We start from the raw sequence: 13,054 nt of genomic DNA on the forward strand, positions 1-13,054 counted from the left end.
TCCCCATGAGCGACACTTCCTCCCCCTTCGGCTTCGAGCTCGTTCGGCGCGGATACGACCGCGGACAGGTGGACGACCGCATCACGAAGCTCGTCGCCGACCGTGACAGCGCACTGACGAGGATCACCGCGCTGGAGAAGCGCATCGAGGAGTTGCACCTCGAAACCCAGAACGCCCAGGCCCAGGTCAATGACTCGGAGCCGTCGTACGCGGGTCTCGGTGCCCGTGTCGAGAAGATCCTGCGCCTCGCCGAGGAGGAGGCGAAGGACCTGCGCGAGGAGGCCCGCCGCGCCGCCGAGCAGCACCGCGAGCTGGCCGAGTCGGCCGCCAACCAGGTGCGCAACGACGCGGAGGCGTTCGCCGCCGACCGCAAGTCGAAGGCCGAGGACGAGGGCGTCCGTATCGTCGACAAGGCGAAGGGCGACGCTTCGCAGCTCCGCGCCGACGCCACGAAGGACGCGCAGAACAAGCGCGAGGAGGCGGACGCCCTCTTCGAGGAGACCCGCGCCAAGGCCGCCCAGGCCGCCGCGGACTTCGAGACGAACCTGGCCAAGCGCCGCGAGCAGTCCGAGCGTGACCTGGCGGGCCGTCAGGCCAAGGCCGAGAAGCGCCTGGCGGAGATCGAGCACCGCGCCGAGCAGCTCCGCCTGGAGGCGGAGAAGCTGCGCACCGACGCCGAGCGTCGCGCGCGTCAGACGGTGGAGACCGCTCAGCGTCAGTCCGAGGACATCGTCGCGGACGCGAACGCGAAGGCCGACCGGATCCGCAGCGAGTCCGAGCGCGAGCTGGCGGCGCTCACCAACCGCCGCGACAGCATCAACGCTCAGCTCACCAACGTCCGCGAGATGCTGGCGACGCTGACCGGTGCCGCGGTCGCCGCGGCCGGTGCTCCGGCCGACGACGAGCCGATCTCGCGTGGCGTCCCGGCGCAGCAGTCCCGCTGATCTCCCGATCGGAAGCTCGGGCCCGATCAGGAGCCGCGGCCGAAGGAAGGGCCAGAGCGTCTGAACACGGGCTGAAGCCTCTGAACACGGGCTGAACGTTCGCCGACGGGTCGCCCGACACCCCCGCCCAACCCGGGCGGGGGTTTCGGTTTACTCCGGGGCGGTTGCTAGCCTCGCCACCATGATTGAGTTGCAGGGGCTCACCAAGCGGTACGGGGACAAGACCGCCGTCGACAATCTGACCTTCACCGTGCGCCCCGGCGTGGTGACCGGCTTCCTCGGGCCCAACGGCGCGGGCAAGTCCACGACGATGCGCATGATGCTCGGGCTGGACAACCCGACCTCGGGCAACGTACGCATCGACGGTCAGCACTACGCGCAGCTCAGCGAGCCGCTGAAGTACATCGGCGCACTGCTGGACGCCAAGGCCATCCACGGCGGGCGGACGGCGTACAACCATCTGCTGTGCCTGGCGCAGTCCAACCGCATTCCGCGGCACCGGGTGGACGAGGTGCTGGAGACGGTCGGTCTGACGGCCGTGGCGAAGAAACGTTCCAAGGGCTTCTCGCTGGGCATGGGCCAGCGGCTCGGCATCGCGGGCGCGCTGCTCGGCGACCCCGAGATCCTGATGTTCGACGAGCCGGTCAACGGTCTCGACCCCGAGGGCATCCACTGGATCCGCAACCTCATGAAGGGGCTGGCCGCGCAGGGCCGTACGGTCTTCGTCTCCAGCCACCTGATGAGCGAGATGGCGCTGACCGCCGAGCATCTGATCGTGATCGGCCGCGGCCGGCTGATGGCCGACACCTCGATGGCCGACTTCATCGAGAAGAACTCCCGCTCCTACGTGCGGATTCGCACCCCCCAGCCGGAGCGGCTGAAGGACGTGCTGGCCACGGCGGGGTTCACCCCGGTGACCACGAGCGACGGCACGTTCGAGATCCAGGACGGCGACACGGCGCAGCTCGGCGAGCTGGCCGCGCAGCATCAGGTGGTACTGCACGAACTCAGCCCGCAGCGGGCATCGTTGGAGGAAGCGTTCATGCAGCTCACCGCGGACTCGGTGGAGTACCACGCGGGCGGTGTGCTCGCGCCGCCGCCCGGTCCGGGTGGTGCCGCGCCGCAACCCGGCGCCCCGGCCCCGCAGTGGGGTGCGGACTGGCGCAACTCCGGCTCCGGGAAGGGGAACTGACATGGCGTCTCCTACCGCCGTCCTCCAGTCGGAGTGGACGAAGATCAAGTCGGTACGGTCCACGGTCTGGACGCTGGCGCTCGCCTTCATCGTCACCGTGGGTCTGGGCGCGCTGATCTGTCTGGTGGTCAACAACACCTTCCACGACAGGTCCGCCACGGACAGGGCGACCTTCGACGCCACGAACACCAGCTTCTTCGGCATGTCGCTCGGCCAGTTGGCACTGATCGTCTTCGGTGTGCTGGTGATCTCCAGCGAGTACAGCACCGGCATGATCCGCACCTCGCTTGCGGCCGTCCCGCAGCGCGGGATGTTCTACTTCTGCAAGGTCGCCATCGCGGGCCTGCTGGGCCTGGTGGTCGGCATGGCCACCAGCTTCGTCGCTTTCTTCCTCGGCCAGGCGCTGCTCGGCTCGCACAAGACGTCGATCAGCGACTCGGGGGTGCTGCGGGCCGTCTTCGGCGCGGGGCTCTACATGACGCTGATGGTGCTGCTGTGCGTCGGCGCCGCCGCGATGATGCGCAGCCCGATGCTGGGTCTCGGCATCCTGATGCCGTTCTTCTTCCTGGTCTCGCCGATCCTGTCGGCGGTGCCGAAGGTGAAGACGTTCGCCAGGTACCTCCCCGACCAGGCGGGCCAGAAGATCATGCAGGTGGTGCCGGATTCGGGCGACCACACCGCGTACGGCCCCTGGGGCGGTATCGGCATCATGGCGATCTGGGTGATCGTGGCGCTGGTCGGCGGTTACGTGGTGCTGGCCAAGCGCGACGCCTGACGCGGTAAGGGGCCGCCTCCCGGGCGGCCCCGCACGTCGGCCGAGTCCCGATTGTCGCGATGGTGGCACCTCCCGGGTGCAACTCCGGGGGACGGTGGGGGGAACCAACCCCCACCGGCTACGCTTCCTCCCTCACGGGGGCGAGTCGCCTCCGTTGCAGCGAGGGGCGGAGCATGATCCAGGCAGTCGGCCTGACCAAGCAGTACGGCGCGAAAACAGCCGTGTACAACCTGTCGTTCCAGGTACGGCCTGGCACCGTCACCGGATTCCTCGGCCCGAACGGGTCGGGCAAGTCCACGACGATGCGGATGATCCTGGGCCTGGACGAGCCGACCTCCGGCCAGGTGACCATCGGCGGAGTGCCGTACCGGCGGCTGCCGAACGCGCCGCGCAAGGTGGGCGCGCTGCTGGACGCCAAGGCGGTGCACGGGGGCCGCAGCGCCCGCCAGCACCTGCTCTGCGTGGCGCAGCTCTCCGGCATCCCGGCCCGCAGGGTCGACGAGGTGCTGGGCGTCGTCGGCCTCCAGGACGTGGCCTCCCGCCGCTCGAAGGGCTTCTCGCTGGGCATGGGCCAGCGGCTCGGCATCGCGGGCGCGCTGCTCGGCGACCCGGAGGTGCTGCTCTTCGACGAGCCGGTCAACGGCCTCGACCCCGAGGGCATCCACTGGGTGCGCAATCTGATGCGCAAGCTGGCGAGCGAGGGCCGTACGGTCTTCGTCTCCAGCCACCTGATGAGCGAGATGGCGCTGACCGCCGACCACCTCATCGTCATCGGCCGCGGCCAACTGCTCGCCGACATGAGCGTCAAGGACTTCATCGCGCACCACTCGACCGGCTACGCGCTGGTCCGCACGCCCGCCGAGGGCGGTGAGCGGGAGAAGTTCAGCAAGGCGCTCACCGACGCGGGCGCCGCCGTACAGCCGGAGCAGGACGGCGCGCTGCGCGTCACCGGCCTCGAACTGCCCAGGATCAGCGACATCGCGTACGACGCCGAGGTCCGGATCTGGGAACTGTCGCCGCACCAGGCGTCGTTGGAGGAGGCGTACATGCGCCTGACCAGCGGCGCGGTCGACTACCGCTCGACGCAGGACCCGCGCCAGGGCCTCCAGCACGCGGCGCCGTACGCCGTCCAGGGCCCCGGCGGCTACGCGCCGCCGCCGGGAGCGCAGGGCTGGCAGCAGCCGTACGGGCAGCAACAGCCTTACGGGCAGCCGGGTTACGGGCAGCAGCAGCCCGGCTGGGGGTACCAGCAGCAGCCGGTGGCCGCGCCCGTACCGCAGCAGTCGTACGCTCCCCAGCCGCCGCCGGCCGCTCCCGCCGCTCCCGCACCTCAGCCCGCCGCACCCGCCGCACCGCCCGCACCCGCCGCTCCGCCCGCACCCGCCGCCCTGAACATGGACAAGTCCGACAGCGAGGACGCCCGATGACCGCCCCGGCCCAGTTCCCGGCCTCCGCCCCCCACGGCGGCTACCAGCAACAGCAGCCGCCGCAGCCGCAGTTCGCCTCGCAGTTGCCGGTCGCGCAGACCACCCTCGGGCAGGCGGTGCGCTCGGAGTGGACGAAGATCCGGACGGTGCGCTCCACGGTGTGGACGCTCGGCGTGATGCTCGTCCTGGTCATCGGCATCAATCTGCTGGTGGTCGTGCCGATCGACCACAGCAACGACACCAGCGTGCCGGTGCTCGCGCCCGGCCTGTTCGGCCTGATCCTGGGCCAGTTGGCGATCATCACGCTGGGCGTGCTGGTGATCACCTCCGAGTACGGCACCGGCATGATCCGCACCACCCTGACCGCGTGCCCGCGGCGCTCGCGGGTCCTGACGGCGAAGGCGATCGTCTTCTTCCTGCTGTCCTTCGTGACCACCACGGTCGCCTGCACGATGACCGCGCTCATCAGTTGGAGCGTGATGTCCGGCAAGCGGGTCTCCGGATACGACCTGGAGGACCCGCACCCGGGCGTCGTCATCAAGGACGGCGTGACCGCCGCGAGCGGCACCGAATGGCTGGGCGCGACCGTCGGCGTCGGCCTCTACGTGGCGCTGCTCGGCCTGCTGGCGCTCGCCGTCGGCACGCTGCTGCGGCACTCGGCCGGGGCGATCACCACCATGCTGGGCGTCGTCCTGCTGCCGCTGCTGATCGCGATCTTCCTGCCGTCCAGCCTGGACGGGGCCCGCGACAAGCTGGTGCGGTTCTCCGCGCCCAACTCGCTGGCCTCGCTCTACCACTTCCCGATGATCGGCGAGGGCGACCAGAACGGCCTGCCCCAGCTCATCACGCTGGCCTGCGTCACGGCGGTGCTGCTGGGAGCGGCGTACGCGACCCTCAACAGCAGGGACGTCTGAGCGTCAGGGGCGTCTGAGCACCAGGAACGTCTGAGCGTCAGGAACGTCCGAGCGCCAGGAACGTCTGAACACCGGCGCCGCCCGAGGCGTACCGGACGGCTCAGCCGCTTCAGCCGCCGCCGGACATGGCCCCGGTTCAGTGCCGGGGGGCGTTACGGGACCGCTGCACCTTGCTGGTGCGGCGGTCCCTCGCGTTCCAGCACGCCCGGTGCCAGTGCCGCCGGTCGTCCACTCCCCCGTACTCCCGCCAGGCCACCACGTGCCCGACGCCGGGCGGGATCTCCTGGTCGCAGCCGGGGCAGCGGTAGTGCTTGCCGGAGGCGCTGCCCGCGACCGGGCGCACCACCCACTCCTCGCCCTGCCACTCCACGGTGCTGCCGGCGCCGAACCCCGACTCCTGCTGCTCCGTACGGTCGGCGGGGCGGCCTCCGCCGGGCGGGCGGTTTCGACGCGGCGACACGGGACACCTCGCGCTCTGCTGGGCTTCGCGGACTCTCCGTCAAGGGTACGCGGCCGGTCGGTCCATACCGGAACACCCGCCTCGCGCACACCAGAACGGCTCATCTCCGATATGACTGCCGAAAATCATGAAAACGTCCCAGAAAGCCGTGCCTTTGGCACGTGCCAAGCGTTACCAAGGGAGGAGGGATGAGCAATGCGAGTTGGGACTTTCGTCATAGCGGCCCAGTTCCCCGGTCAGGGCCAGGGAGAGGCGCTGCACCGGGCGATATCCTCGGCCGAGGCCGCTGACGCCGCGGGACTTGACACGGTATGGCTGGCAGAGCACCACTTCGTCCCGTACGGCGTGTGCCCGTCGGCCGTCACCCTCGCCGGGCTGCTGCTCGGGCGTACGCGGCGGATCGGCGTGGGCACCGCGGTGAGCGTGCTGCCGACCGCGCATCCGGTGGCGCTGGGCGAACAGGCCGCGCTGCTGCACCTGGCGTCCGGCGGACGCTTCACCCTCGGGGTCGGCCGCGGCGGCCCGTGGGTGGACCTGGAGGTCTTCGGCACCGGACTGGCCGCCTTCGAGGCCGGTTTCCCCGAATCGCTCGACCTGCTGCTGCGCTGGCTGCGCGAGCCCGCGGTCGGCGCGGACGGTCCGCGCTACGCCTTCCGCGAGGTGTCCGTCGTACCGCGCCCCGACGAGCTGTACGACCCGGCGGCCGAGCCGGTGGCGGGCTCGGGGCCGCCCGTCGTGGTCGCCTGCACCTCCCCCGCCACCGTCCGGCTGGCCGCGGAGCGCGGGCTGCCGATGCTGCTGGGGATGCACTGCGGGGACGAGGAGAAGGCCGCGATGGTGGGGGTCTGGCGGGAGACGGCGCTGGCCGCCGGGCACTGCCCCGACGCCGTGTCGGCCGCCGGTCATGTCTCGGCGGGCGTGGCCCAGGTCGGGGACACCAGGTCGGACGCGGTGGAGACGCTGCTCAAGTCGATGCCCGGCTGGCTCCAGCGCGGGCTCGGCGCCCACCGCACGGTGGACGGCAGCGCGCGGGCCATGCGCGACCCGCACGCCTACACCGAACTGCTCTGTGATCTGCACCCGGTGGGTCCGCCGCGGCTGTGTGCCGACCGCCTCGCGGCGACCGCGGAACGGACCGGTATCACCCGGTTCGCCCTCCTGGTGGAGGGCTCGGGGGACCTCACCGCCACCTTGGACAATGTGGCCAGGCTGGGCGCCGACGTGCTCCCGGAACTGGCCTGATTACGCGGGCGGGTCCGGTTGCGGGAGCGGGCCGCATTGTGCCGACGCCCAGTGCGCGCTAGGGCCGTGACCGGCGGTGTTCGCCGGGCGGGGCGTTACGTCAGCAGTCCCTGAACTCCGGTGACTGGTTGAGCACTTGGGACCTGACGGAAGTGAACTTGCCGTAGCTCTCGGCGATCCCGGGGTCCACCGTGTCCAGTGGGAAGACCGCCACGCGGTGGCAGTTCTGGAAGGCGAGCCGCACCCCGAAGTGCCGCTGTAGGGCCCCTCGTATCGCGTCGCTGGCCAGTGCACGGAGCAACTGGCCGCGTTCCTTCTCGCTCGGCGGCGGCACCTGGTTGTCGGCGAAGGCTCCGCCGTCGACCTTGAGCTGTGCCACCAACGAGCTGATCATCTCCCACGCGTAAGGGAGGGACGTCCTGACGCAGTCGACGAATTCCTGTTCGTCGACCTCGCCTCGCTCGGCCTGTTCGAGGAGGGCCGGTGAGACGTCGAGCGACATGGGTACTCCTCTCGTGACCCCGTGATCACACGGAGCCAGACGGACGGGTTGCCGGCGGCCGGACCAGCGTTCCCGCACGTCCGGCCTCCGCTTCAACCGTAGGGTCGTTGGTCCGACCGCACCAGGAGGTAGCACACTTAACCGGCCAAGTTTCCGCAGTCGTCCGGAGTCGTACGCACAGGGGCGGACGGGACGTGCGGGGGCGAAACGTGCGGCGGTGAATCACACGGGGCCGAATCGCGTACGGGGCGGCGCGTCCAGTAGCGTTGCGCACCATGCGTCTCGTCATCGCCCGCTGCTCCGTCGACTACGCGGGCCGGCTCTCCGCCCACCTGCCCTCCGCCACCCGGCTGCTGCTCATCAAGGCGGACGGCAGTCTGTCGGTGCACGCCGACGACCGGGCCTACAAGCCGCTCAACTGGATGTCCCCGCCCTGCACGCTCAAAGAGGGCGACGACGGCGTCTGGACGGTCGTCAACAAGGCCGGTGAGCAGCTCATCATCACCATCGAGGAGGTCCTGCACGACTCCTCGCACGAACTCGGTGTCGACCCCGGCCTGATCAAGGACGGTGTCGAGGCGCACCTCCAGGAGCTGCTGGCCGACCGGATGGAAGTCCTCGGCGAGGGCTGGACCCTGATCCGCCGCGAATACCCCACCGCCATCGGCCCGGTGGACATCCTGTGCCGCGACGCCTCGGGCGCCACCGTCGCCGTCGAGCTGAAGCGGCGCGGCGACATCGACGGTGTCGAGCAGCTCACCCGTTACCTCGAACTCCTCAACCGCGACCCCCATCTCGCCCCGGTCCGCGGGGTGTTCGCCGCCCAGGAGATCAAGCCCCAGGCCCGCGTGCTGGCCACGGACCGCGGCATCGGCTGTGTCGTCCTGGACTACGACGGCATGCGCGGCATCTCCGACGACAAGCTGCGGCTGTTCTAGCCCGCCGCGCTGACCCGCCGCCTTTGACTCGCCGCGCTGGCCCGCCCCTTTGCCTCACCGCTTTGACCCGCCGCGCTGCTCCGCGGCTTCGAGGGAGTCGAGCCGGCGCGGGAGGCGGGCGCCGGCCCGGGCGGGGGTCAGTCGAGGCAGAATTCGTTGCCCTCCGGGTCGGTCATCACGATGTGGCCCGGACTGAGGAGGGCGGGCTCGTGGCGGGCGAGGCGGGTGGCGCCGAGGGCGACGAGGCGGTCGGCCTCCTTCTCGTGGGCCGCCATCCGCTCGTCACCCTCCAGGCCGGGGGCGGCGCGGACGTCGAGGTGGACGCGGTTCTTGGCCTGCTTCCCCTCGGGGACGCGCTGGAAGAAGAGCCGGGGCCTGACGCCCGAGGGGTCGACGGCGGCGGAGCGTTCGTTGCGCAGCTCGGGCGGTACACCCATCGACTCCAGGGCCTCGTCCCAGGACGAGAAGCCCTCGGGCGGGTCCTGGAGCCGGTAGCCGAGGGCCTCGGCCCAGAAGACGGCCAGCGCGTTCGGGTCGGCGCAGTCGAAGGTGATCTGGATGTCGCGGACTTCCTGGTGCTCGTTCATGATCCCAGCGTGGCGCATATAGCGGACAGATACGTTCCGTGATGGCCGGGCGGTGTGGAACGATCACCCGATGACCGTAGAAGCGACGACCGAACGGGTGCTGCGGCTGCTGTCGCTCCTCCAGCACCGCTCGTCCTGGACGGCCGGTGAACTCGCCGCCGAGCTGGGCGTCACCGACCGCTCGGTGCGCCGCGACGTGGAGCGGCTGCGCGCGGTCGGCTACCCCGTGCACGCGGTCCCGGGCGTCGGCGGCGGCTACCGGCTCGGCGCGGGCACCCGGCTGCCGCCGCTGCTGCTGGACGACGACGAGGCCATCGCGACGGCGGTCTCGCTGCGGCTGGCGTCGGGCGGCACGGTCGCGGGCGCGAGCGAGGCGGCGCTGCGGGCCCTCGCCAAGCTCGACCAGGTGATGCCGCCCCGGCTGCGCGCCGAGGTGCGGGCCGTCCAGGGCGCCACCGACACCCTGGTGGGCCCCACCGACGAAGTCGACCCGGACCTGCTGATGACCTTCGCGCGGGCCTGCCGGGACACCGTACGCGTACGGTTCGCGTACAGCGGCCGGGACGGCGGCACGGCGCGCGAGCGTACGGTCGAGCCGGTGCGGATGGTCACCACGGGACGCCGCTGGTACCTGATGGCCTGGGACGTCGACCGCGACGACTGGCGCACCTTCCGGCTCGACCGGATGCGCGACGCGCAGACGACCACCTGGCGCTTCCGGCCCCGCGAGCACCCCGACCCGGTCGCCTACGTGCGGCGCTCCGTGACCGAGTCCCCGTACGCGCACCTGGCCCGCGTCCGGCTGCGCGCCCGGACGGAGCTCGTGAGCGACATGGTGCCGCCGCAGGTCGGACGCGTCGAGGACGACGAGCGCGACGGCTGGTGCGTCCTCGTCATCGGCGCGGATTCCCTGGAGGTGACCGCCGCCCGCGTGGCCGCGCTGGGCTTCGAGGCCGAGGTGCTCGAACCGCCGGAGCTGCGCGAGGCCGCCGCCCGCCTGGCCCGCCGCCTCGCCGCCATGGCGGAGGGCGGCTGACCTCAGCCGGTCGGCGCGACGGTGTCCGTGGGTGCGGGGCCGGTGGCTCCGGGGCCGGTGGCTCCGGCTTCCGTCGTCGGCGGGGTGAAGGTGCCGGTCCTGGTGGGGGCGGCGCCGGAGGGGGTGAGGTTCGGCGGGTTGGTGATACCGGTGGCCTGGCCGTCCGGCGGCGGATCGGTCGGTGTCTCCGTCGTGGGAGGCGGACTGGTGGTTGTCGGCGGCGGAGTCGTATGCGTCGGCGGCGTCGTGGGAGGTCTGCTCGTCGGCGGACGGCTCGTCGGCGGCCTCGACGTCTGCGTGTTGCGCGGCGGCGTCGGCGTATCACCCGGTGCCGACGTCAGGCCGCCGTCAGGGGGCGTGACCGGGGCTCCGTGGGCCGTTGTCGGGCCGCCCGTCGTCCCGGCCGGTGTCGACGGCGTCGGGGACGTGGCGGAGGCGGACGGCGAGGCGGCCGTGGGGCCGTCCGTCGAGGGATCGTCCGTCGGGGCGTCGGTTGAGGGGTCGTCCTGCTGGGCGGACTCGACCGGCTGGACCTGGTTGGGCTTGGGGCCGTCGCCCGAGGTGGCGCCCATGGTGACGATGGTGGCGAGGGCCGCCGCGAGAGCGACGCCGGTGCCGACCACCACCAGATTGCGGCGTCGGCGGTGCGTGGCGGGGCGCGCGGCCTCGCCCTGCGGTGCCGGGGCGCCGCTCTTGTTGATCACCGTCAGCGGCGTCGTGGCCGCCGTGATCGCGAGCGGCGCCGTACCGCCGGAGCCGCCCGGCGGGAGTTCGAGCAGCGCGGGCAGGTTCGGGACGCCGCCGCCGTCACGGTCGTTGACCAGCGCGAGCGTACGGCGGCCGACGACGGTGCCCTGCCGGTCGGCGAGGGCCCCGCGCAGGGCGATGGACGCCTCCAGTTCGGCGCGGGCGCGGTCGGTGTTGCCGGTGCACAGCGCGAGGACGCCCAGCTCGTGGTGGAAGTACGCCTCTTCGGCGACCTCGCCCGACAGCCGTGCGGCCTCCTGGCCGATCCGCAGTGCCCGCTCCCAGGCGCCCCAGTGCAGCGCGGCGGCGAAGGCGGGCGCGACGGTGCGGGCGAGCAGGACGGCCGCGCTGGGGTTGCCGCCGTCGCGGCAGGCGGACATCGCGGCGAGGATCGCCTCGGACTCGGCGGCGGCGCGCTCGGGGCCGACCGAGGGGTGCCCGGTCCACCAGGCGTAGTGCAGGGCCGCGGTGTGCGACTGGACCGCGCTCAGCTCGCCGTCGGCGGTGAGCCGCGGCGCGAGCTGCTGGACGACTCCGGCGGCGAGGCGGAAGTGGGCGGAGACCGGTACGGCCAGGCCGACCGCGGTGAGTTCGCCGAGGGCCGCGTCGCCGTGGGTGTCACCGACGAGGGCGGGCAGGTGCGAGGGGTGCGGGCACTCGCCGTCGAGTGCCACGGCGAAGGCGAGGGCTTCGCGGGCCGATTCGCTCAGCCTGCTGGCGAGCAGTTCCGCGGGTGCCGCGCTCTCGGCGAGCGACGGCAGCGGCAGGTCGACGGGCGGGCCGGTGTATCCGGCGGGGCCGGGCTTGGGGGCGGACCCCGGTATCTCCGGTGTCGCGGAAGTCGCCGCGGTGTCCGGGCCGGTGGAAAGCGCGTCCTCGGGGTCCTCGGCGCCGTGCCCGGAGGCTGCGTCGGGACCCTGGAGTATGTCGAAGCCGGTGAGGTCGGGTATGGGCGGCGTTCCGGCGCCCTGCGGGCCGGTCGGCGAGCCGTTCTCCCACACCGAGTCGTCCCAGTCGGGCTCGGGCGGCTGGCGCAGCGCGTCCCGCTGCCGCAGCAGCGCGCCGGCCTGCACGAAGCGCAGCGGCAGGCCCTCGGACTCGAACCACAGGTCGGCCGCCCACGCGGTCTCGTCCTCGCCGAGGGGCCGCCCGGTGACGAATTGCAGCAGGTCGACGCAGGCGACGCGGGTCAGGCCCGACAGGAAGACCTCTTCGATCATCGAGTCGGCGGACGGTGTGGTGACGTCGGGCGTCGCGGACATCAGGAAGGCGCACTCGGGGGCCGCGGAGAGCAGTTCCTCCAGCCCCGCGCCGCCGAATTCCAGGTCGTCGATGACGACGACGGCGCCGGTGTCGCGCAGCAGGCCCGGCAGGTCCGCGCGGTCGGGGCGGTGGCCGTCGGTGGCGTAGACGGTGGCGAAGAGTTCCTGGAGCACGTCGGCGGGGGTGCGGCGGTAGCCGGACAGCCAGAGCACGCCGTCGGGGGCGAGGTCGGCGCAGGCGTTGGCGACGGATTCCAGCAGCGCGGTGCGGCCCGCGCCGGACGGTCCGGTGACCCGTACGGAACGGCCCCTGGCCAGCAGCCGGATCAGCCGCTCGCGCTCCTCGTCGCGCTCCAGCAGCGGCAGTTCGGGGGCGGGCGGTCCCGGCGGCGGCGAGGGGCGGCCCGCGGCCAGGTGCGCGACGCGCTCCTCGGGGGTGCGGCGCAGCGGCAGCGGGCGCTCGGCGGGCGGGCAGAGGGTGACCTCGGTGCCGTCGATCGGGTTGACGGTCAGCAGGTAGTCGGAGGTGGTGACGCGCAGCACGCGGGCGTTGCCGCCGCTGGAGGTGCCGCCCAGTTCCGGGGTGAGCGGGTCGCGGGAGGCGCGGGGGCCGCGCAGCGCCAGGGTGCTGTCCGTGAGGGCGGGCAGGGACCCGGTGGCGGGGCCATTGCCGTTGCCGTGGCCGTGGCCGTGGTCGGCGGGGGCACTGAAATCGGAGCCGGAGCCCGCGGCGAAGTCGGAGCCGAAGCCGGTTCCCGGGCCGGGCGTGGGGGCCGGGCCGAAGTCGGCGGCGAAGTCCGCGCCGTGCCCGAATTCGACGCCCTGGCCGAAGTCGGGGCCGGTGGCGGGGCGCGCGTCGGCGTCGGCGACCGTCAGGTCGTCGACGTCCGGTATCGGGCGTTCGCCCGACTCGCCGGTGCGGTGGTCCATCTCGTACGCCCCCCAGGTGCGTGACGTGCGGGGGCCCGATCGGGCCGCCCTGTGTCCGCTGCCGGACTCGGCCCGATTCCCCTTTTCTGGCGTACGGG

Annotated in this window: 12 protein-coding genes; 8 read left to right on the top strand and 4 right to left on the bottom strand. The window is 72.4% G+C overall.

The features are described 5' to 3' along the window. Positions 1-5: 5 nt before the first annotated feature. From ACFY9V_RS14940 to ACFY9V_RS14960, 5 genes are all read left to right on the top strand, one after another. On the top strand, positions 6-944 hold the full coding sequence (locus ACFY9V_RS14940) for a cellulose-binding protein (RefSeq protein WP_188281921.1): 939 nt from the start codon (positions 6-8) through the stop codon (positions 942-944). 181 nt (positions 945-1,125) lie between these two features. Continuing rightward, on the top strand, positions 1,126-2,136 hold the full coding sequence (locus ACFY9V_RS14945; RefSeq protein ID WP_355344135.1) for an ATP-binding cassette domain-containing protein: 1,011 nt from the start codon (positions 1,126-1,128) through the stop codon (positions 2,134-2,136). Position 2,137: 1 nt separating this feature from the next. After that, positions 2,138-2,911: an ABC transporter permease gene (locus ACFY9V_RS14950; protein WP_355344138.1), complete on the top strand. Its 774-nt coding sequence runs from the start codon at positions 2,138-2,140 to the stop codon at positions 2,909-2,911. Between the two features lie 173 nt (positions 2,912-3,084). Continuing rightward, the gene (locus tag ACFY9V_RS14955; RefSeq protein WP_391161536.1) at positions 3,085-4,338 is read left to right on the top strand and encodes an ATP-binding cassette domain-containing protein; all 1,254 of its coding nucleotides are present in this window, start codon (positions 3,085-3,087) and stop codon (positions 4,336-4,338) included. Continuing rightward, a complete protein-coding gene (locus tag ACFY9V_RS14960) occupies positions 4,335-5,252 on the top strand; it encodes an ABC transporter permease (protein ID WP_391044602.1) in 918 nt (305 codons plus the stop codon). Before ACFY9V_RS14955 ends, ACFY9V_RS14960 begins: the two co-directional genes overlap by 4 nt. Before the next feature lie 136 nt (positions 5,253-5,388). Here ACFY9V_RS14960 and ACFY9V_RS14965 read toward each other — a convergent pair whose 3' ends face one another. After that, a complete protein-coding gene (locus ACFY9V_RS14965; protein WP_355344147.1) occupies positions 5,389-5,712 on the bottom strand; it encodes an ATP/GTP-binding protein in 324 nt (107 codons plus the stop codon). Positions 5,713-5,907: 195 nt separating this feature from the next. Here ACFY9V_RS14965 and ACFY9V_RS14970 point away from each other — a divergent pair, with 195 nt between their 5' ends. Then, positions 5,908-6,954 (top strand): LLM class flavin-dependent oxidoreductase, encoded by a 1,047-nt coding sequence (locus ACFY9V_RS14970; RefSeq protein WP_391161537.1) that lies wholly within the window; start codon positions 5,908-5,910, stop codon positions 6,952-6,954. A gap of 100 nt (positions 6,955-7,054) precedes the next feature. Here the strand turns inward: ACFY9V_RS14970 and ACFY9V_RS14975 are convergent, their stop codons facing one another. Further along, complete coding sequence (locus tag ACFY9V_RS14975; protein WP_188281928.1) at positions 7,055-7,456, bottom strand: SCO5389 family protein; 402 nt, start codon at positions 7,454-7,456, stop codon at positions 7,055-7,057. Between the two features lie 275 nt (positions 7,457-7,731). Here ACFY9V_RS14975 and nucS point away from each other — a divergent pair, with 275 nt between their 5' ends. Then, positions 7,732-8,394, top strand: a complete 663-nt coding sequence (gene nucS, locus ACFY9V_RS14980) for an endonuclease NucS (protein ID WP_355344154.1) — start codon at positions 7,732-7,734, stop codon at positions 8,392-8,394. Between the two features lie 137 nt (positions 8,395-8,531). On the opposite strand, the gene ACFY9V_RS14985 is transcribed toward nucS, so the two are convergent. Beyond that, the gene (locus ACFY9V_RS14985; protein ID WP_355344157.1) at positions 8,532-8,981 is read right to left on the bottom strand and encodes a VOC family protein; all 450 of its coding nucleotides are present in this window, start codon (positions 8,979-8,981) and stop codon (positions 8,532-8,534) included. Between the two features lie 70 nt (positions 8,982-9,051). Here ACFY9V_RS14985 and ACFY9V_RS14990 point away from each other — a divergent pair, with 70 nt between their 5' ends. Further along, positions 9,052-10,017: a YafY family protein gene (locus ACFY9V_RS14990; RefSeq protein WP_355344160.1), complete on the top strand. Its 966-nt coding sequence runs from the start codon at positions 9,052-9,054 to the stop codon at positions 10,015-10,017. 2 nt (positions 10,018-10,019) lie between these two features. Here the strand turns inward: ACFY9V_RS14990 and ACFY9V_RS14995 are convergent, their stop codons facing one another. Further along, the gene (locus tag ACFY9V_RS14995) at positions 10,020-12,956 is read right to left on the bottom strand and encodes an ATP-binding protein (protein WP_391161538.1); all 2,937 of its coding nucleotides are present in this window, start codon (positions 12,954-12,956) and stop codon (positions 10,020-10,022) included. Positions 12,957-13,054: the final 98 nt, after the last annotated feature.

The sequence above is a fragment of the Streptomyces sp. NPDC008317 genome, assembly GCF_042955955.1.
GTDB lineage: Bacteria > Actinomycetota > Actinomycetes > Streptomycetales > Streptomycetaceae > Actinacidiphila.